The sequence below is a fragment of the Bdellovibrio bacteriovorus str. Tiberius genome (assembly GCF_000317895.1).
Lineage (GTDB): Bacteria > Bdellovibrionota > Bdellovibrionia > Bdellovibrionales > Bdellovibrionaceae > Bdellovibrio > Bdellovibrio bacteriovorus_F.
Window position 1 is genome coordinate 1,921,973 of the sequence record NC_019567.1, and the last position, 18,899, is coordinate 1,940,871.

The 18,899-nt window shown below is 50.3% G+C and carries 17 protein-coding genes; 10 read left to right on the top strand and 7 right to left on the bottom strand.

The window, feature by feature from the left end; translation table 11 throughout:
* The first annotated feature begins 39 nt into the window (after window positions 1-39).
* The 4 genes from BDT_RS09150 to BDT_RS09165 are packed head-to-tail and all read left to right on the top strand — an operon-like array spanning window position 40 to window position 2,590.
* Window positions 40-1,137, top strand: coding sequence for a TIGR04552 family protein (locus tag BDT_RS09150; RefSeq protein WP_015090954.1), 1,098 nt, complete (start codon window positions 40-42; stop codon window positions 1,135-1,137).
* A gap of 2 nt (window positions 1,138-1,139) precedes the next feature.
* Entirely contained in the window at window positions 1,140-1,877 is a 738-nt protein-coding gene (locus tag BDT_RS09155) for a lysophospholipid acyltransferase family protein (protein WP_015090955.1), read from the top strand.
* Window positions 1,878-1,916: 39 nt separating this feature from the next.
* Window positions 1,917-2,210 carry a DUF962 domain-containing protein gene (locus BDT_RS09160; RefSeq protein WP_015090956.1) on the top strand — a complete coding sequence of 98 codons (294 nt, stop codon included), beginning with the start codon at window positions 1,917-1,919 and terminating at the stop codon, window positions 2,208-2,210.
* Entirely contained in the window at window positions 2,207-2,590 is a 384-nt protein-coding gene (locus BDT_RS09165) for a hypothetical protein (RefSeq protein ID WP_015090957.1), read from the top strand. Before BDT_RS09160 ends, BDT_RS09165 begins: the two co-directional genes overlap by 4 nt.
* Before the next feature lie 9 nt (window positions 2,591-2,599).
* Here the strand turns inward: BDT_RS09165 and BDT_RS09170 are convergent, their stop codons facing one another.
* Complete coding sequence (locus tag BDT_RS09170) at window positions 2,600-3,976, bottom strand: SH3 domain-containing protein (RefSeq protein WP_235046327.1); 1,377 nt, start codon at window positions 3,974-3,976, stop codon at window positions 2,600-2,602.
* A gap of 116 nt (window positions 3,977-4,092) precedes the next feature.
* On the opposite strand from BDT_RS09170, the gene BDT_RS09175 reads away from it, so the two are divergent.
* The 3 genes from BDT_RS09175 to icmF are packed head-to-tail and all read left to right on the top strand — an operon-like array spanning window position 4,093 to window position 9,009.
* Window positions 4,093-4,953 (top strand): 3-hydroxybutyryl-CoA dehydrogenase, encoded by an 861-nt coding sequence (locus BDT_RS09175; RefSeq protein WP_041577516.1) that lies wholly within the window; start codon window positions 4,093-4,095, stop codon window positions 4,951-4,953.
* A 13-nt stretch (window positions 4,954-4,966) separates the two neighbouring features.
* Window positions 4,967-5,764: an enoyl-CoA hydratase/isomerase family protein gene (locus BDT_RS09180; RefSeq protein WP_015090960.1), complete on the top strand. Its 798-nt coding sequence runs from the start codon at window positions 4,967-4,969 to the stop codon at window positions 5,762-5,764.
* Window positions 5,765-5,769: 5 nt separating this feature from the next.
* Window positions 5,770-9,009, top strand: a complete 3,240-nt coding sequence (icmF, locus tag BDT_RS09185) for a fused isobutyryl-CoA mutase/GTPase IcmF (RefSeq protein ID WP_015090961.1) — start codon at window positions 5,770-5,772, stop codon at window positions 9,007-9,009.
* 148 nt (window positions 9,010-9,157) lie between these two features.
* Here the strand turns inward: icmF and BDT_RS09190 are convergent, their stop codons facing one another.
* The 3 genes from BDT_RS09190 to BDT_RS09200 form a co-directional block, all read right to left on the bottom strand.
* Window positions 9,158-10,729 carry a HAMP domain-containing sensor histidine kinase gene (locus BDT_RS09190; RefSeq protein ID WP_041577518.1) on the bottom strand — a complete coding sequence of 524 codons (1,572 nt, stop codon included), beginning with the start codon at window positions 10,727-10,729 and terminating at the stop codon, window positions 9,158-9,160.
* Window positions 10,730-10,951: 222 nt separating this feature from the next.
* The gene (locus BDT_RS09195) at window positions 10,952-12,565 is read right to left on the bottom strand and encodes a hypothetical protein (protein WP_041577520.1); all 1,614 of its coding nucleotides are present in this window, start codon (window positions 12,563-12,565) and stop codon (window positions 10,952-10,954) included.
* Window positions 12,566-12,655: 90 nt separating this feature from the next.
* Window positions 12,656-14,200 carry an NAD(P)/FAD-dependent oxidoreductase gene (locus BDT_RS09200; RefSeq protein WP_015090964.1) on the bottom strand — a complete coding sequence of 515 codons (1,545 nt, stop codon included), beginning with the start codon at window positions 14,198-14,200 and terminating at the stop codon, window positions 12,656-12,658.
* 108 nt (window positions 14,201-14,308) lie between these two features.
* Here BDT_RS09200 and asd point away from each other — a divergent pair, with 108 nt between their 5' ends.
* Together asd and BDT_RS09210 are read left to right on the top strand one after the other, a co-directional pair.
* Window positions 14,309-15,142, top strand: a complete 834-nt coding sequence (gene asd / locus BDT_RS09205) for an archaetidylserine decarboxylase (protein WP_041577522.1) — start codon at window positions 14,309-14,311, stop codon at window positions 15,140-15,142.
* A gap of 26 nt (window positions 15,143-15,168) precedes the next feature.
* Complete coding sequence (locus tag BDT_RS09210) at window positions 15,169-15,951, top strand: alpha/beta fold hydrolase (protein WP_015090966.1); 783 nt, start codon at window positions 15,169-15,171, stop codon at window positions 15,949-15,951.
* Here the strand turns inward: BDT_RS09210 and BDT_RS09215 are convergent, their stop codons facing one another.
* Both BDT_RS09215 and queD read right to left on the bottom strand, forming a co-directional pair.
* The gene (locus tag BDT_RS09215; RefSeq protein WP_235046328.1) at window positions 15,952-16,881 is read right to left on the bottom strand and encodes a hypothetical protein; all 930 of its coding nucleotides are present in this window, start codon (window positions 16,879-16,881) and stop codon (window positions 15,952-15,954) included.
* 64 nt (window positions 16,882-16,945) lie between these two features.
* Complete coding sequence (queD, locus tag BDT_RS09220; RefSeq protein ID WP_015090968.1) at window positions 16,946-17,308, bottom strand: 6-carboxytetrahydropterin synthase QueD; 363 nt, start codon at window positions 17,306-17,308, stop codon at window positions 16,946-16,948.
* A 29-nt stretch (window positions 17,309-17,337) separates the two neighbouring features.
* On the opposite strand from queD, the gene BDT_RS09225 reads away from it, so the two are divergent.
* A complete protein-coding gene (locus BDT_RS09225) occupies window positions 17,338-17,832 on the top strand; it encodes a 6-pyruvoyl trahydropterin synthase family protein (protein WP_015090969.1) in 495 nt (164 codons plus the stop codon).
* Here BDT_RS09225 and BDT_RS09230 read toward each other — a convergent pair.
* Complete coding sequence (locus tag BDT_RS09230; protein ID WP_015090970.1) at window positions 17,807-18,880, bottom strand: BP74-related protein; 1,074 nt, start codon at window positions 18,878-18,880, stop codon at window positions 17,807-17,809. The genes BDT_RS09225 and BDT_RS09230 overlap by 26 nt on opposite strands.
* Window positions 18,881-18,899: the final 19 nt, after the last annotated feature.

Consider the following 18,899-nt stretch of genomic DNA (forward strand, 5'->3'; position numbering starts at 1 on the left):
CGTCTTGCTTCACCCCCTATCGAGTTTGAAGATAGGGGAATGCCTCAACGTTTCATTTTCGAATCATCTATTTTAGACTCCGTTGTCGGAGGACATTCAGCCATCGATATTCCAAGGCTGAATATTCATTCCCTCGAGGCTGCCAGTTCCTTCTTATTAAGCTATGGCTTTGATATCACCCGCGAAGACGACCTGGAAAGGTTGTGGTACTTCCATCGTCGTGCTTTGGTGTTGATGCTGGAAAAGCTGGGTTTTCAGGACACCGATCTTCCTGAAGTATTCCGTGACCGCAAAAAACTGGGCGACATCCGCCAGCTTCTGATTTTTGCAAGTTCCCAAAATCCGGAAGAACAACAGCTGCAGCGCTGGGCCTGTGCGATCATCCGCTGCATGCACGTCTTTGTGCATGCGGAAAATGACCTGTTCAGTTCATTTTCTGAAGAAATCCAGTCCCAGATCCTGACGCCTTTCCAGAACTGCATCCTGCATGACGGAAACACCCATCGCACCTTTATGAAAAGCCCCACCGACCAGTTGGATCAGGTGGAGCTGATGGGCTTTGAAGTAAAACCCTTCAAAACTTCATCCAGCACCGTGATCAAACTTTTGGCCAAGCCCGATGCGCTGGCAATGAAGATCTTTGACAAGCTGGGGGTTCGCTTTGTGACCCGCAATCTGTTTGATTCCTTCCAGGTCGTGCGCTTCCTGATCAAAGAAGACATCATCAGCTTTCCGCACATCATGCCGGATCAAAGTTCGAACAATCTTTACCCGGTGAATCTGTTCATGAGCGTGTGTGATGATCTGTCCCACCGTCTGGACACCCTGGATGAAAAAAGCATTCAGGAAGCCTTTGACCAGAAACTGGCCGAAGAAGGCGAGAACGTAAAGTTCCTGCGCAAGGAAAACTTCTTCTCGGGTGAAGACTATAAATTTATCAAATTCATTTCCCGTAAGCTGGTTCATATCAAACCTCAGGGGGGCAAAGAGGCCTTTAGCTTCTTCTATCCATTCGAGGTTCAGATCATGGATAAGTCCGCTCACGATCGCATTTTGTCCGGTCCCAGCGAACATCAGGCTTACAAGGAACGTCAACGAACAGCCGCGAGAAAACGCCTGTTCCCGGATCCAGGTTAATTATGTTTTTAAAACTTCTTTCTTATCCTCGTTCTTTGCTGGGTGCGATTCTGCTGCCGATTCACACGGTGTTGTGTTCAGCGGCGATGGTCATCTGCAATATTCTGTTTAACAACCGCAAGCTGGAAGACCACATTGTCGAGTTCTGGACCCGCAACTGCTGCCGCATGTTCAATGTGAAAGTGGAAGTTAAAGGCCTGGAAAACCGTCCTGATGGCGGATTCCTGTACGTCTTTAATCACACCAGTTTCTTCGACATCTTTGCCATGAACGGCTGGTTGGGATCTTTCCGTTTCGGGGCTAAAATTGAACTTTTCAGCATTCCGGTGTTTGGCGCCGGCATGAGACGCGCGGGCATTTTGCCGATTGCAAGAAATCGCCGTGATGAAGTTTTCAAAGTCTATCAGGCCGCCGAAGCCCGCATTAAGGCCGGGGAGCGTTTTGCCCTGGCGCCGGAAGGCACCCGTCAGAAAACTGAAACTTTGGGATCATTCAAATCCGGTCCGTTCATCTTCGCTATCAGCGCCAAGGCACCCATCGTGCCGGTGATCGTGAAGGGGGCGGCAGCGATCATGTCCAAGGGGCAGCTTGTGCCTAACTGGGGCGTGTGGAGTCGCACAATAACGCTCGAGGTCCTTCCTCCGGTCAGCACCGAAGGATACACTATTGAAGATCGTCCTATTCTGCAGGAAAAGGTTCGCAAGATGATGGAGCCGTACTTCGCAGTGGATAACTTCTAACGTCCAATTTCGAATTTCCAATTTCCAAACGGGGGTTTGGTGAAAAGCTTTCAGGAGTTCTGGCCTTTTTATCTGCAAGAGCATTCCAACCCCTTCAATCGTCGTCTGCATTTTGTCGGGACGCTGCTGGTACATCTTCTGATTCTGGCAGCTGTTCTGACTAAGCAATGGAACCTGCTGTGGTGGCTTCCGGTGATTGGCTATGGCTTTGCCTGGGTTGGTCACTTTATCGTCGAGAAAAACCGTCCGGCGACGTTTAAACACCCTTTGTGGTCCCTGTGTGGGGATTTTAAAATGTTCTATCAGATGTGTTCAGGAAAGCTTTGGTCATGAGCAAGTTTCGTCTGGCGCTGGGATCAGCCTCTTGTCGTGATAACAAAAGCAAAGACCCTCAAGTGCAGGAAGTCTGCCGCATCCTTTTGGAAAAGCTGGAGGCCTTGAAATCGTCTGATCCGATTTTCCTAAAAAGCTTCCCATTGGATCACAGTGAAATCATGGAAATCAACGGACGTGAAGTACTGATGACCGTCTTTCATGATCGTCTGCCGCAGGAAGAATCCCTTCTGGTGATTCAGGCGTATTATTCAACGTGGAAGTTTCCAAATTTCATTTCTATGGGCGGGGTCGGAAAAGTCTTTGCTGAAGGCTTTTTGCTGGATAAAACCGGCGAAGTGAAAGAGGCCCCTGAATCCCTTTTGTGGGATTATCGCTAGGGGCTTGTCTTAGTTGCGGACCACATTCCAGGTCGTGCCTTCCAGTGAGCTTCGCAGTTTCACGCGCGAGCTTCCGGTGTCGACAGAAATCTGAATCTGGGAATTAGGCAGAGCTTCAATCTGCGTCAGACGCAGGATTTTTGGATTGCGGTGATAGGCGGATTCAATGGCTTGGGCCAGTTTGTCCCAGCGGATAAAGGGCTCAAAACTTTTTCCCTGGTTTGTGGACTTGAAAGATCCCACAAACCACACACCACTTGGATGAATGCTCACAGGATAATTCTGTTTTCCAAACTGGGGAATGGCGGTCCAAGTCAGGCCATCATCCGTGCGATAGATTCCTTCTGAAGACACCAGGCCGCGGACCGAGGTTTTGCTTTCAAAAGCGATGGAATAGATTTCGCGCTTAAGAAGCGTGTCGGTCAGAATTTGTTTTGATGGCTCCACAACGGGGTTTTGCGGCAGCAGCAAATCTGTTTTCTTCCACCAGACTTCACCATGACCGTCCACGCGGCTGACACCCCAGATAACGGCTTCAGGTTTTTGAATCTCCACACGGGCGCGCAAAGGCGGGCCGTAGCTTGTGGAATCAGGTCGGATCACAATCGCACGCAACGGGCTGGTCACGTAACCCAGCACCTCGGACATGTCGACGTTTTCGCCTTTTTTAGTCAGGATCTTGTTGTTGTTTCTAAACGCCACGGTCAGCCAGTTTTTTTTTGGATGATAAGCCAAAGTTGCAAAGTCAGCGCGGTTCACAAAGTGCGTGATGTCCACGAAGCCCACTTTGCCGTTGTATTGAATTTTCAAAAAGCTCGCAGTTACTTCCAGCGGAATCACGCGTTTCAGGCGTGGCAATGTGGTCAGAACTTTTCCGAAACTGGAAGGTTCGGTGCGCACATAAGTGTCGATCAGATTCATGTACACACCGGGATCATCATGGCGGGTGGTCAGCAGATGCAAAGGCAGCCAGCCTTGCGTGTTAGAGTTTTTCTCTTTCACTCGTGCCCAGTAATCATCACATTCCAAAAGTTCCAGTTGGTGACCGCCAGGAACGGATTTCACCAAAGAGGAATCACTGCGGTTTAGGCTGAGCAACGTGACCGGGGTGCGGGTTTCCACGAAACGAGCCACCTGAATGTCGCGAATCAGGCGATCCCCCGAAAGGGAATAGCTCTTACGGTCCCAGGACACGGTAAAGGAAGCTTCCATTTCGGTGCGACGAAGAGAGTTTTCAAGGGATGTTCGACTCACCTGGCCAGAGGGAAAAGCGCTGGTTTTACTGCGATAGAACGACATGGCCTTAGAGGCATCCGTGGCTAAAGCCGCAAAAGTGCTGGGAGAGCTGAAAATGAACGACAACGAGAGAAAAAAGGCTGACCGCATATGCTTATTTTGAGGCTTTAGGCTCAGTGCTCTCAAGGCCAGAAGTTTTGACCTCTGGCCTAAAGTAAAGTATCTAATTCAGGCTGTTTTAAATACAAATTAACGCGGAGTGATAAATGAATATCAAAACGATCGGCGTCGTAGGCGCAGGACAGATGGGCAATGGTATCGCACAAGTGGCGGCAAACTTTGGTTTTAACGTCATCATGATGGACGTAAACGGGGCTGCTCTTGAAAAAGGGATCGCAACCATCTCTGGAAGCTGCGATCGTCTTATCAAAAAAGGCACTATGGCAGAGGCCGACAAGGCCACTTTGCTTGGTCGTATCAAGACCGTTCAGGAAACTGCAGGCTTGAAAGATTGCGATATCGTGATTGAAGCCGCGACTGAAAACATCGACCTGAAACTCAAGATCTTCAAGGATCTGGACGCGACCGTAAAACCGGAAGCATTGTTGGTGTCCAATACATCTTCCATCTCCATCACTAAAATTGCGGGTGTGACCAAGCGTCCAACAAAAGTCGCTGGTATGCATTTCATGAATCCTGTTCCGTTGATGAAATTGGTGGAAGGTATCCGTGGTCTTCAGACTTCGGATGAAACTTTCGCGACTGTTAAGGCTTTGGCAGAAAAAATGGACAAAGTGTTCGTTGAGTCCGTGAAAGACATGCCAGGCTTCATCGTGAACCGTGTTCTTATGCCGATGATCAACGAAGCGGTTTACACTCTTCACGAAGGCATTGCTTCCGTGGATGCTATCGACAACGCGATGAAATTGGGAACAAACCAGCCAATGGGTCCTTTGACTCTGGCGGATTTCATTGGTTTGGACACCTGCCTAGCGATCATGAACGTACTGCATGATGGTCTGGGTGATTCCAAGTATCGTCCGTGTCCGCTGCTGGTGAAATACGTTGAAGCAGGCTGGTTGGGTCGTAAAACAGGTCGTGGTTTCTACGACTACAGCGCGAAGTAATTGAGGTCTGATAATGGCAAGCAATTATAAAACAATTCTTCTTGAACAAAAAACACACGGGGTCTGGGTTCTGACGATCCATCGTCCGGAATCTTTGAACGCTCTGAATTCCACCGTTCTGAACGAAATGGGCGAAGCCCTTCGTCAGATCGGTGAAATGGACTATTCCGATGCGCGCGCTTTGATCATCACAGGTTCTGGTGAAAAAGCTTTCGTGGCGGGTGCTGACATCAAAGAAATCCATGACCTGGATGAAGAAAAGGCGCTGGTCTTTGCTCAGCGTGGTCAGAGCATCTTCCATGAGCTGACACTTTTGAAAATACCAGTGATCGCTGCGGTGAACGGTTTTGCTCTGGGGGGCGGCTGTGAACTGGCTTTGGGTTGTGATTTCATCTATGCCGCGGAAAATGCAAAATTCGGTCTGCCGGAAGTTTCTTTGGGATTGATCCCGGGCTTCGGTGGGACGGTTCGCATGGCGCGTGCAGTGGGTTCCCGTCGTGCGCGTGAGCTGACTTACACTGGTGGCATGCTGACTGCCGCGGAAGCTCATGCAGCAGGTCTGGTGAACAAAGTCGTGCCTCAGGCAGAACTGATGAACACTGTGATGAAAACTGTAGACGCTATTTTGGCCAAAGCTCCGATTGCCGTGGGTTCTGCGAAGTTCTCCATCAATCAGGCCTGGGACATGGATGTTGAAGAAGCTCAGAAAAACGAAGCAAGAATCTTTGCAGAGTTGTTCTCTTCTGAAGACGTTAAAGAAGGCACTGGTGCCTTCATCGAGAAACGCAAAGCTGAATTTAAAGGTCGATAAGACATATGGCATACACACCGAAGAATCCGATCCGAATTGTCACTGCAGCCGCTCTATTTGACGGGCATGACGCCAGCATCAATATCATGCGCCGTATCCTTCAGGATATGGGTGCTGAAGTCATTCACCTGGGGCACAACCGCTCGGTGAGTGACGTGGTGAAGGCCGTGTTGCAGGAAGGCGCCCAGGGCGTCTGCATCAGCTCCTATCAAGGGGGCCACATGGAGTACTTCAAGTACATGAAGGATCTTCTGGATGAAGCTGGTGCCGGTTACGTGAAAATCTACGGCGGCGGCGGCGGTGTGATTGTCTTTGACGAGAAAAAAGAACTTGAGGCCTATGGTATCGCCCAGATCTTCCACCCGGAAGACGGTCGTCGCATGGGTCTTGAGGGCATGATCGAAATGATCATCAAGGGTTGTGATTTCGACCTGCTGGAAAAGCAAAAAGAATTCAAAACCAAAAAGAACATCTTTAACGGCGACACCGTTCCTTCGGTGGAACTGGGTGTGGCTTTGACCGCCATTGAAAACGGTCACAAGGATTTCTCTTTGAACGCCTTTGGCCTTGAGTCCTTCAAGGCCGGTAAAGAACCTCTGGTTCTGGGTATCACCGGTACTGGTGGTGCGGGTAAGTCCTCTTTGATTGATGAAATGGTGCAAAGATACCTGAATGCGTATCCGGACAAGAAAATCGCCGTGGTGTGCGTGGATCCATCCAAGCGCAAAACCGGTGGCTCCCTGCTGGGGGACCGTATTCGTATGAACTCTTTGTCCCGCAACCGTGTGTACATGCGCTCTGTGGCGTCCCGTGGTTCAGGCCGCGAGATTGCTTCTTCTTTGCCGGATATTTTGAAATTCATCCGTCAGCTGGACTTTGATTTTGTTATCGCTGAAACCTCGGGTATCGGTCAGGGTAATATGGCGATCACTGAAGTCAGTGACATGTCCATGTACGTGATGACATCTGATTTCGGTGCGCAATCCCAGCTGGAAAAAATCGACATGATCGATTTCGCGGATCTGGTGGCGGTGAATAAAGCCGACCGTCGCGGGGCGCTGGATGCTCTTCGTGATGTGACCAAGCAATACAAACGCTCGCGCAAGATCTTTGATGAAAAGGTCGAGGTGCCGGTCTTCCTGACTCAGGCCTCCCAGTTCAATGATGGGGGAGTGAACAAGCTCTTCTTCCGTTTGGCTGACATTCTTGAAAGCAAGCAGGCGGGTCGCTGGGTTGTAAATGCCCAGTACAAGAACAACATCCTGTCCGCGGAAGAGCATGTGATCATTCCGGCAGATCGTCAGAACTATTTGGCGGAAATCACTTCGACAATTCATAAATACAAAAAACGCACAGAAACTCTGGCGGAAAAAGCATCCCAATTGGGTGGCTTGCAAAAAGTCGCGCCTTTGTTGAATGCAGATCCTGCGACTGTGAAAAAAGTGGAAGCAGACCTGAGCTCTGACTTTACTGCGGAAGAACTGGATCAACTGAAAAATTTCGATGGTCTGATCAAGACCTATTCCGGCGATGAGCTGGTGTTCAAAGTCCGTGACAAAGAACTTCGCCAGCCCATGGTGCGTGAATCCCTGTCCGGCACTAAAATTCGCCGTGTGGTGGTTCCTAAGTTCAAAGACTGGGGCGATCGCTTCCGTTATTTGAAACTTGAAAACGTGCCGGGTGAATTCCCGTTCACGGCCGGTGTGTTCCAGCTAAAACGCGCCGATGAAGATCCTAAGCGTATGTTCGCGGGCGAAGGAACTCCAGAGCGCACGAACCGTCGTTTCCATTACCTGACAAAAGGCGAAACAGCACACCGTCTTTCCACGGCGTTTGATTCCGTGACCTTGTACGGGCAGGATCCAGATCAGCGTCCGGATATCTTCGGTAAAGTTGGGGAGTCCGGCGTTAGCATCTGTACTTTGAACGACATGAAAAAGCTGTATGCGGGCTTTGATCTGATCAATCCAAATACATCTGTATCTATGACTATCAACGGTCCGGCGCCAATGATTCTGGCGTTCTATTTCAACACGGCGATTGATCAGCAGGTTGAAAAGAAAGAAAAAGAACTGGGTCGTAAGCTGACTGAAAGCGAGTGGACAGATCTGGCGATCTGGACCCTGCAGCAGGTTCGTGGAACGGTTCAAGCTGACATCCTGAAAGAAGACCAGGGTCAGAACACGTGCATCTTCTCTATTAATTTTGCGTTGAAGATGATGGGTGACATTCAAGAGTACTTCGTTCGCAGCAAAATCCGTAACTTCTATTCTGTCAGTATTTCCGGGTACCACATTGCGGAAGCGGGTGCGAACCCGATCTCTCAATTGGCCTTCACGCTGTCCAATGGTTTCACGTTTGTTGAATACTATCTGGCGCGCGGTTTGAAAGTGGACGACTTTGCTCCGAATCTGTCCTTCTTCTTCTCTAACGGTCTGGATCCGGAATATTCCGTGTTGGGCCGTGTAGCTCGTCGTATCTGGGCAGTGGCGATGCGTGACCTTTACAAAGGTAATGATCGCTCTCAGAAGTTGAAGTACCACATTCAGACTTCCGGTCGTTCTCTGCATGCGCAGGAAATTGACTTCAATGACATCCGTACGACTTTGCAGGCTTTGATTGCTCTTTATGACAACTGCAACAGCTTGCACACGAACGCGTACGATGAAGCAATCACCACACCGACGGAAGAATCTGTTCGCCGTGCGATGGCGATTCAGCTGATCATCAACCGTGAATTCGGCATGACCATGAATGAAAACCCAATGCAGGGTTCTTTCTTCATCGACGAGCTGACCGATCTGGTTGAAGAGGCGGTCTTGAATGAGTTCAAAAAAATCAACGAGCGTGGCGGTGTCTTGGGTGCAATGGAAACGCAGTATCAGCGTTCCAAAATCCAGGAAGAGTCTCTGTACTATGAGCGCCTCAAACATGACGGCACTTTGCCAATTATTGGTGTGAACACCTTCATCGATCCAAAAACGATGGCGGCAGACTACGTTCCGCCAAAGATTGAACTGGCCCGTGCATCCTACGAAGAGAAAAACGCTCAGTTGGACAACGTTCACAAGTATCAGGGCGATCACGCTTCTGAAGGTGCCAAGTCGTTGCAAAACCTGAAGGACACCGTTCTGAACGGCGGCAACATCTTCGGCGCTCTGATGACAGCCGCAAGATACTGCAGTCTATATCAAATGACTCAGGCGTTATACGAAGTCGGCGGCCAATACCGCCGTAATCTGTAGTCGGCGGCTGAAAAAGGTCGATCTGACTTCGTTGTCGGTGGACCTTCTCGCTACGACGTGCTTGGAGCACGCCTGCGCTGCGAGGGTCCGCCTCCGCCTCGCATCTGGACCTTTTTGAGCCACCTTGAAAGGGTGGCTTTATTTTTTTTTATTTGGAAGTGGGCAGGGTGATCTTGAGAATGGCGCCTTTGATTTGACCGTCATTGGTGCGGTTTTCGATGTTCAGAACACCGTTGTGAAGATCGGTGATGGCTTTCATGATCACAGAACCCAGTCCCAAAGAGAAATGACCGTTCTTGGTGATCTTTCTTCCGCGGAATTCGCGGCGCTGACCGAAGCTTTTCAGTGCTTCCGCATCCAGTCCTTGGCCATTGTCAGAAATCTCGATAGTCAGGGAATCAGAACCTTCGTGGACGCGCACGTCCACCGTGGAATCCGCATAGCGTTCCGCGTTTTCAAGTCCATTGCGAATCAGGCGTTGAATCAGATGGCTGTCGCCTAAAACTGCAGGCACGGTGCCGCCGTCAAGGCTCCATTTGATTTTCGTGTCGCTGTGCTGGCGATGACGGACTTCCTGGGTCAGCAGGTTCATCACGTCAATGCGTTCGGTGCTGGCCTTGAAGTGCGGTTCATCCAAAGACGCAATAGTCATCAGTTGCTCAATCAGATCCTTGAAATAATCAATTTCGCGAATCAGGACATCAAACAGTTCGCCGCGTTTTTCGGCTGACAGTTTGTCGTGATGGATCTGCAGGGTCTCAAAAGAGGTCTTAAGACTTGTAAGCGGTGTGCGCAGGTCATGACCCATTTCCTGCAGCAACTGCTTGCGGGTTCTTTCGGTGGCGTGGATACGGCCCACCAGTTTTTCGATTTCTTCGGCCATGCGGTTGAAGTCCAGCATCAGGCCGCCAAATTCATCCAGACGGTGAATTTCAAAGCGCGCTTTAAGATCACCCTCTTCCAGTCGGCGCAGGACCGAGCGGGCTTCCAGGGATTTCTTGCGCATATAGAAAAAGATCGCGGCAATGGCCAGAATTAAAGCAATCACAATCATCGCCGCCGTCAGTACAGCCTGGGTGATGATCAGATTTCCCAGCATCGGGCGGACCGGTTCTTTGATCACCAGATAAAGTTCGGCCTCAGTGTCCAATCTGATTACGATTGTTGGATTGCCAATGCGGAAGAAGTTCTCTGTTGTCAGGATCTCTTTACTGACTTTTGGATGTGGAAGTGTCTTCCAGTCTTGCACCAGCTTTGGCAGGTTCTTGAAAATCAGAACGTCGCCTTGGGAATTCACAACCCAGGATTCCATATCCATGTGTGGAGGTCGGTGTCCAGGACCGCGCGGGCCACCAGGACCACCAGGTCCACCGGGGCCTTTGAACGGCGGGCGCGGACGGTCTTCGCCGCGCGGAGGTGGTGGCATCATTCCACTCATCGGTGGCGGAGGTCCCATCATCGCTCCGTTCGGAGGCGGCGGCATCGGAGGTCGGAAGTCTTTGTCCATGCGGAGCAGGTCTTTTTGCTGAGAAACCTGATCCAGTGGAACTTTGTGAAGTTTTTGTTCGATGGAGGAAGCATAGAATCTTAGGAAATCATCACGGAATCTTGCGCCCTGAATATTCATGAAACGGTTCATGAACAAAAGCGAAATCAGGCTTAGGATTACTGCAACTGTAACGCCGAAAATTGAAGCTTTGATTAATGCACTTTTGTTCATGGCTGAGACACCTTCATGAAGAGTATCGGATGAAAAGTCATTCCACTCATCATAAATTTAAAGCCACAATTGTTGAGTGTTTGTGGAATGCCCCGAACTTCCCCTGAAGAGAGGCCTTAACCAGAGTCTTTGTCTTGTTTTGAGATGAAAAGGTCCAGTGTTAAAAATAAAAACGGCCCCGTTCCCATAGGTGGAGGAACGGGGCCGTAACCTTCAGGACCGTTAGAAGGTTTTATTCACGATAAATTGAACTTTTTGAGAACCCAGGTACTGAGCGCTGTCACGACGAACCACAAGGTCCATGTAAAGCTTCGTGCCTGCTGCCGGATTCACCGGGATGGCTTTCAGGGCAATGCTCAGTTCGCCGTTAGCCAAAGTGATGGCTTCACGGGTGAAGTTCTTTTCAGCCAGCCATTCGATTTTGCCGTTGGAAAGTTTTTTCCACACAACCAGTTTGTATTGGGACTGGATTTCTTCCATCGCAGCCGTCTGATCGCGGATGATCACCATGCGCTCAGCGCCAGCACCATCAATGCGAACCAGTTGAACCATGGCAGAATTTTTCAAAGTCTGAACCTCATCCCGATCCAGCTCTTTTTTCTCGTAGCTGGAAGTTTGGTCAAAGCTCAATGCACCTGAAACCACGTTGGCGCCGTGGCGTTCAACATGCAATTGCACGGTGTATTTGCCCTCGCGAGCCAGACCCGGAGTGGCGATTGCAAATGCTTTCGCTTCTGTGGACTGCAGACGGTGTTCGAACAAAACGGCCTGGCTTTGCTGATCGCGAACTTCCAAAGTATACACGGAAGTCACGCGAGGAGCGGCCACGGTTTCAGTGAACAGAATCTGTCCCTGACCTTTGGTGAATTGCAATTTCAAACCTTGCACAGTGCTTGTGCCGGCATTGGTTTCATTCCACTTTGGGGACGTTTTCAGAACGAAGACTTTTTCGCGACCATCCTGACGAACTTCAGCAATTTCATAAGCAAAGATGGCAGAGTTCACTTTAATCTGAACCTCGGGAGCCGCCTCAGTGCCGCGCAGAACAACTTGAACGGTTTCTTTTTCTCCAGCCAATAGTGCCGCTTCCTGAGGGAAGATCACAGCCACGGGTTGAGTGTACTGATGATCAAACACATCACGGTAACGAGTCACGCAGCAACGAACTTCGTCACGGTATTTAGTGACAGTGCGGGTGCGGGCTTCAGAACGGTACTTGGTCACAGTGCGAGTGCGCTGTTCTTGACGGTAGTGAGTTTCGTCGCGCCACTTGGTCACAGCACGGGTCTTACGAACGCGCTCGTATCCGCATTCACGGTCTGTGTATGGAACTTGACGGCAGGAAGGAACATCACGGCAAACGCGTGGGCCTTCAGTGCATTCGTTGCGGGTTTTGCAGATGCGCTCACCGTGGGCGTTGGTGCCACACTCAGTGATCGGTTGGCAGGTGCGGCCACCTGGTTCACAAAGTCTTTGGTTGGAGCATTCCTGGCGGTATTTTGTGACGTTTTTGCACTGGTATTCAGAGTCCCAGTATTCCTCATAGTCGGTATAGGAAACACGCTCCGTGTAAGGAACCTGTTCGTAGTACGTTTCAGTCGTTTGATAAGGAACGTCTACATAATAGGTTTCTTCAGCCTGATACGGAACTTGCTCAGTATAGTTGTCCTGATAAGGCTCCTGGCGATAAACGTTTTTAGAAAGTTCACCGCGAACAGTCAGGGCAGTGTCAGATGTGCGGGTCAGTAGATCTTGAGTCTTTTCTTGCGGAGCCGCAAACGCGGAAACTCCGATCATCAGAGTCACAATGACTCCAATTAGTGGTTTAAATTGCATTTTCCCTCCTCCAATTTGGACAATCGAAGGAGTTTGCAATCATCAAGCCAACCCAAAAGGTGCCTGGTTGTTTTTTCTGGCAACGACGCGTTATAGTTGTGCGATGATTTTTTCGGCGATGCGGATGCCGTCGCAGGCTGCCGAGGTGATTCCTCCGGCGTAACCAGCGCCTTCACCTGCAGGGTAAAGACCCTTGTGTGATACGCTCTCCAAAGTTTCATCGTCGCGGGTCACACGAACCGGGCAACTGGTGCGGGATTCGATGCCGTACACTTGAGCCTCTTCAGTTAAGAAGCCTTTCATGCTGCCTTGGAATTTTTCAAAGCCTTCACGCAGACGAGTCACCATGTTCTTTGGCAGCAGCTCATCCAGGCGAATGTTCAATGCTCCCGAGGGGGAAGAACCCGGGCGCAAAGCGCGGGGACCTGTCTTGGAATTGGTCCCTTGCAGGAAGTCCAACAGGTTCTGAGCAGGAAGCTCACGTGTTCCACCAGCGGCAACAACGGAGTTAAAGGCTCGGGTTTCAAGTTCACGGCGCATCTTCATGCCCCCGAACACGTCATCTCCAAAGTTCTTATCGTGATCAATACTGATAACAATCGCGGCATTTGCGTAAGGCGAGTTGCGATTGTAGTTACTCATCCCGTTGCAGACGATGCCATCGGCTTCAGTGCCGGAAGAAAGTACGTAACCACCCGGGCACATACAGAAGGAATAAACTCCGATGCCGGTTTTGTTGTCGTGATGAGCCAGTTTATAGTTGGCGGCACCCAGTTTAGGATGTTCCGAGAACTGGCGGTATTGAATCTTATTGATGGAGGCTTGGGAGTGCTCCACACGAAGCCCCATGGCGAAGGACTTGCCATCCAGTTTCACGCCAAGGTCACGCAGGTGATTGATCATGTCTTCGGCCGAATGGCCCGTTGCCATCACCACATGCGGGGATCTGAATTCAGTGCCGTGTTCGGTGCGCACACCAACAACTTGGGAGCCTTCGGTCAGGACCTCAGTCACTTGAGTGTTAAAATGAATTTCGCAACCATTGGCGCGCAGGAATTCACGCAGTTTTGGAATGACTCGGCGGATACGGTCAGAGCCCACATGGGGATTTGACAACCACTGGATTTCTTCCGGAGCGCCGAATTGCACAAGGCGGTTCATCACATAAGGAATGTGCGGGGACTTGATACGGGTGATCAGCTTGCCGTCAGAATAAAGACCCGCACCGCCTTCACCGAAGCAGACGTTATTGCGCGGATCAAGCTTTCCATAACGCCAGTATTGATTGATCCCTTTGATGCGCTCGCCGCTGTCAGAGCCACGCTCAAACAGCACACAAGGAACGCCTCTTTCTACAAATCGCAGCGCCGCAAATAGACCTGCGGGACCTGTGCCGACGATCAGGGGCTTTTCTTTGGGATTTTTGATTTTCTCCAGCTTGAATTCTGGCAGCTCCAAAGTTTCGCCTTTTTCGGCGACCTCAACGGTATAAACGAAATGCGGGGAGTGGGAACGGCGGGCATCCACGGATTGGCGCAGAATGCGATAAGGACCATGTTCAGGGACAAGCCACTGCAATTTTTCTTCAAGGTCGTTATCAATAGGGATTTCAAGATTCTGAATAATCTTGGACATTCTGCCTCCGGGACCTTTTTAGGGTCCAAATTAGGGTCTGATTTCAATACACTGTACTAGAAAGTCCTTTAGGTGACAAAGGGGTCTATTGCAGATATAAAGATTTCTATGTCAGCAATTACCAGAATTCTACCAAAACGTCGTCTTAGCCGCTGGGTCGGTCACTTTATGCACTGGAAGGGGCCTTCTTTGTGGGCACGCCTGTCTATCCGGGGCTTTGCGTGGCTTTATAACATCGATCTGGCCGAGGCTGAAAAATCCTATGACCAGTATCCTTCCATTGGCGAGTTCTTCGTTCGCCGCCTGAAAGCAGGCATTCGTCCGGTGGGCACGGGCTGGGCGGTTCATCCGGCAGACAGTAAAATCACTCAGGCTGCGGCTATTGATAATGGCACCCTGATTCAAGCCAAGGGTCTGACTTACAAGCTGAAGGACTTCACGCAAGATCCGGACTGCGATAAGAAATGGGCTGGCGGCTTCTTTATGACCTACTATCTTTGCCCGACAGACTATCACCGCGTGCATTCCCCGGTGGACGGCAACATCACGGATGTGCGCTATATGCCAGGCGAACTGTGGCCGGTAAATGAGTGGAGCACCACGAACGTTCCGGATTTGTTTTCGGTGAACGAGCGTGTTCTGGTGGAGATTGAAACAGATCTGGGCCCGGTGGGTGTGGTCTTTGTGGGTGCTACCAACGTCGGTCACATTGTGCTGAGCTTTGATGAAAGAATCCGCGGCAATCAAAAAGGCCCTCATATCTTTGAGCATAAACACTACAGCCCTGAGATCCCGGTTCACAAAGGATCCGAGCTGGGCATGTTCCGCATGGGTTCCACCGTGGTGATGTTGTATCCTCCAAGCTTCCGTCAGAAGTTTGAAGGTCACATGAACCTGGGGCCTTCTGTGCGTGTGAATGCGGATCTGATCAAAAATCCATAAAACTCTCAAAATTATCAAGGATGGTAATGATGAAAAAGTTAAACGTTTTGATTTCTTTGGCAGCCCTGGCGGTTTCAGCGGGCTGCTCGCACACTCCGAAAAAAGCGGAAGTGGTTGAAGTGACTCCAACGCTTGTTCTGATTCATGGCTCGCACTTTGATGGCAGCAGCTGGGATCAGGTTAAGGCTCAGTTGGGGGATAAGTACAAAGTTCTGACCCCGGATCTGCTGGGTCGCGACCCAAAACAATCAGCGACACTGATGGAAATGGCTCAGGATGTTTGTGCAAAGATCCCGGAAAAATCCGTGGTTGTCGGGCACAGCTTCGGTGGGGCCGTGATCAACCAGATGGTGGGTGTGTGTCCCGAGAAAATCATGCGCATTATCTATTTGGCGGCTTTGGTTCCATTGAAAGGCGAAAAACCGTTTGATTCTTTGGAAAAGTCTGACGGAAAAGTCTATGCGAAGGCTGTGACCTTCGGTAAAGAGCGCATCACTCCTAAAAAGCCAAAGCAGTTCTTTAAAAACATGGATTCCACTCTGGATCAAAAGAATCTGCCTCAAGTGAAGCTGTATTCTGAGTCCTTCGCGGCGGGCGCAAATCCGGTGACATATGACGAAGTGATTTTTGCAAAGATTCCTAAATTCTATATCTTTACGACTCAGGATAAAATCGTCAGCCTGGCTTCTCAGAAAAAATACGTAAAACGCACTGACATGGCAAAGACCGGCGAAATCGCCAGCGGCCATCTGCCGGCCCTTTCCAAGCCGGCTGAAGTGGCGCAGGCCATCTTGCAGTCCTTCCAGTAATCACGGGCATTTTTGAAAATTGCGACAAGTTTTAGAGGAGGTGTTTTGCACCTCCTCTTTTGTTAGAAGCCTTCGACGATTGTCGAAATGATATTGCACGGTGTTTTCAAACACCTCGCGTGACCAGGGCAAAAGGGGTTTGGTCGGGGAGGCGTGACCCCGAACATCCCATTCACGATAAGCGCCACCCACCCAGTGAAACATTTTTTCCGGATCCCAGAACCTCAGAACAATATGTTCTTCCTGAGGTGAAGCCCAGGGGCGGTCTTTTCCGCGCAAGTATCCCAGAAAGCTGATGCGGGCCCGGTCGTATTTTACGCTTAATAGTTCTAAAGGCATGTGCAGGGTTCGCTGCCAGGCTTTGCGCAGGTCTGCTGATTCCAGCCCCAGAATGCGCAGGAAGCTCACGGCAAAGGCCGAACATCCGGCGCCTTGTCCCAGCAAAGGATCGGACCTTAATCCGCCGTAAATGTTAATTAAACCCGTAGATTGATAAAGATCCACATAACGGCGCAGGCGTGCGCATTGGTCTGAATTCAGAAGCAATCGAAGCTGTCGGACATAACCTTTTTCCGTCAACGGCTTTAGCCAAGTCAGGATCTCTTGTTCTGAATAGCTGCGCCCGGTTTGATTAATCAGCATCGTGTCCAGCGAAACGCCTTTCACCATAAAGTCCCACAGATAAGCGCCATTGGATTTAATTGAAGTCATGCCTCGATAGACAGGCTTTTCCCGGCCACATTGCAGACGGATGTTCACATGGGAAATCGGGTGAGGATAGTCTTTGCCGCTGACTTTGGCGCTGAGATTCCTGGTCATACTGCGCACCAGGCGTCCCGGGCTTTGCCAGTTTAAAGGTTCCGGCGCGCGGTAAATTAGCAGATCCAGATGATCTGCGAAGCTTGGAAATGGAAAAAGGAATAAAATCAAAATCAGAAATCCCGGCATAGGCCCCAGTATTTCATGGGGCGATTTCACCGGGACAGAGGGGTGCTTAAATTACAGGGTAAGAGCACTCGGTGGCTGGAGTTTCCGCCACTGTGACTTTCACCAGCGTCGGCAGAACCGGGCGGGCCTTGTCATACAGCCATTTTGCCAAAAGTTCGGAAGTCGGGTTTTCAAGGCCCGGAACTTCGTTCAAAACGCGATGATCAATCTGGTCCAAGAAAGGCTTCATCACGGCCTGGATGTCGTTGTAATCGATCACCCAGCCAATTTTGGGATCGAGGTCGCCCACCAGAGTCAGAATCAACTTAAAGCTGTGCCCATGCATACGAGAGCACGGATGGCTTGCCGGAAGGTGAGGCAGGAATCGCGCCGATTCAATTTGAAAATGCTGTTTCAGTTCGAATTTCATGCTAATACTATAGTCATTCCGAGGTGAGTATGTCCACGACCACATTGCATTTGGCAAAACAAAATTTCAAGTTCTCTGCCGCGCACTTTCTGATCTTTGATGAAACACACGCAGAGCGCCTGCATGGTCATAACTACCAGGTCAAAGTCGACATCAAAACGCCTTCCGAAGAAGAACTGCATTCTGACGGTTACTTCATTGATTTCAATGTGTTTAAAAAATACATCAAAGCCCGCCTGGATCAGTGGGACGAAATGGTGCTGTTGCCAGAAAATCAAAAAGACATGAAATTCAAAAAAAACGGCAATTCGCTGGAAGTGACTTTCCGTGATCGTTTTTATGTGTTCCCGGTCAAAGAGGTGTCTTTACTGCCGGTGACCAACACCAGCGTGGAGCAACTGTCCCGCCTGCTGGCTGAAGAATTCCATGCGGAGTTCAAACAGTATGGTGTGAAAAGTGTGCGCGTCTATGTCGCAGAAACCGCAGGGCAGGGTGCCTCTACGGTGGTGCCGTCCAGGGCTTAAGTTTGCCGCTGGAAACTTCGCTGGCGGTCAGCTCGCGCACCACACGGTAGCGCCAGAAACAAATACGTCCGCCTTCATTCAGCTTCTGTTCCAGACGTTCTTCGGTCAATTCAGGACTGCCATCACAATCGATATGTGCAAAGTCTGCAAAGGCGTCCACGCGGTTCACCGACCATGAATAAGGGGCCTTGTCGCGGGAAAGAAACGCTCGGTTGAATCCGCCATTTCCCAGTTCAATTCCCGCCACCACAATTTTTTCCAAATTCGGATTGCGAATCTGTTCGCGAGCCGTGGCGATGGTTTCAGGTTTGTCCAAAGCAATCACAAACGCTTCATCCGCTTGGGGGTCTTTGGTTGAAACCAGGAAGTAAGTTTTTGCGGTATCCACCGGCAACATCACAGGTTTCAGCGCCACCGAAGGGCTTACTTGTTCGCCCGAGCCATTGTCGTAACTAAGCACTGAGTGCAGTCGTTCTGCGCCCCGAACTTCAATACGGGCTACGGATTGGTCCAAGCTCCATTTGAACGCTGATGTATCATAATACTTCTCAAGCTTAAGTTCTTTTTCGCCAATCACGGCGCCCAGGCGGTTGAAGGCTTTCAGGCGAACAGTGTTGGGTTTCAAGTAAAGGTTCAATAAATGAAGTTTCACACTTTGTACCGAAGAGGGCAGCCAGTGCGTGATTTCTGGGGATGTCGTATCAGTTAAAGGAGTACTGAAAGAATCCGCGCAAGAGCTGGTGACGTGAAGGACATTTTTGTCCCAGGCTTTGACGGAAAAGGCCTGAGCTTCCGGCAAGAAGCTGGTGCCGCGAATTTTGATCTGAGCTTTGGCTTCCAGGTCGTGGTGTCGTTCGTCGATTTCGGCGCCGTAGCGCACTTGGGTCCACACACGCTGAGGTTCGTTGGTGTTGTTGGTGACAAACAAGGTCAGGTGCTCCGGGGCGCACAGCGACGGGCTGTAAAACACCTGCGAGGCTTCCGCCGTGAAGGAAGTCATAAGGATCAAGCTGCCAATACCGATTGAAGTCTTAATACCAAAATCCATATAGATTTCGGATCGGTAG

Excerpts from the sequence above, each read along its gene's own strand:
- queD (WP_015090968.1), bottom strand. The coding sequence starts at position 17,308 with ATGAAATTCGAACTGAAACAGCATTTTCAAATTGAATCGGCGCGATTC.
- BDT_RS09230 (WP_015090970.1), bottom strand. The coding sequence starts at position 18,880 with ATGGATTTTGGTATTAAGACTTCAATCGGTATTGGCAGCTTGATCCTT.
- BDT_RS09150 (WP_015090954.1), top strand. The coding sequence starts at position 40 with ATGCCTCAACGTTTCATTTTCGAATCATCTATTTTAGACTCCGTTGTC.
- BDT_RS09165 (WP_015090957.1), top strand. The coding sequence starts at position 2,207 with ATGAGCAAGTTTCGTCTGGCGCTGGGATCAGCCTCTTGTCGTGATAAC.
- icmF (WP_015090961.1), top strand. The coding sequence starts at position 5,770 with ATGGCATACACACCGAAGAATCCGATCCGAATTGTCACTGCAGCCGCT.
- BDT_RS09180 (WP_015090960.1), top strand. The coding sequence starts at position 4,967 with ATGGCAAGCAATTATAAAACAATTCTTCTTGAACAAAAAACACACGGG.
- BDT_RS09210 (WP_015090966.1), top strand. The coding sequence starts at position 15,169 with ATGATGAAAAAGTTAAACGTTTTGATTTCTTTGGCAGCCCTGGCGGTT.
- BDT_RS09175 (WP_041577516.1), top strand. The coding sequence starts at position 4,093 with ATGAATATCAAAACGATCGGCGTCGTAGGCGCAGGACAGATGGGCAAT.
- BDT_RS09170 (WP_235046327.1), bottom strand. The coding sequence starts at position 3,976 with ATGCGGTCAGCCTTTTTTCTCTCGTTGTCGTTCATTTTCAGCTCTCCC.
- asd (WP_041577522.1), top strand. The coding sequence starts at position 14,309 with ATGTCAGCAATTACCAGAATTCTACCAAAACGTCGTCTTAGCCGCTGG.
- BDT_RS09195 (WP_041577520.1), bottom strand. The coding sequence starts at position 12,565 with ATGCAATTTAAACCACTAATTGGAGTCATTGTGACTCTGATGATCGGA.
- BDT_RS09190 (WP_041577518.1), bottom strand. The coding sequence starts at position 10,729 with ATGAACAAAAGTGCATTAATCAAAGCTTCAATTTTCGGCGTTACAGTT.
- BDT_RS09155 (WP_015090955.1), top strand. The coding sequence starts at position 1,140 with ATGTTTTTAAAACTTCTTTCTTATCCTCGTTCTTTGCTGGGTGCGATT.
- BDT_RS09200 (WP_015090964.1), bottom strand. The coding sequence starts at position 14,200 with ATGTCCAAGATTATTCAGAATCTTGAAATCCCTATTGATAACGACCTT.
- BDT_RS09225 (WP_015090969.1), top strand. The coding sequence starts at position 17,338 with ATGTCCACGACCACATTGCATTTGGCAAAACAAAATTTCAAGTTCTCT.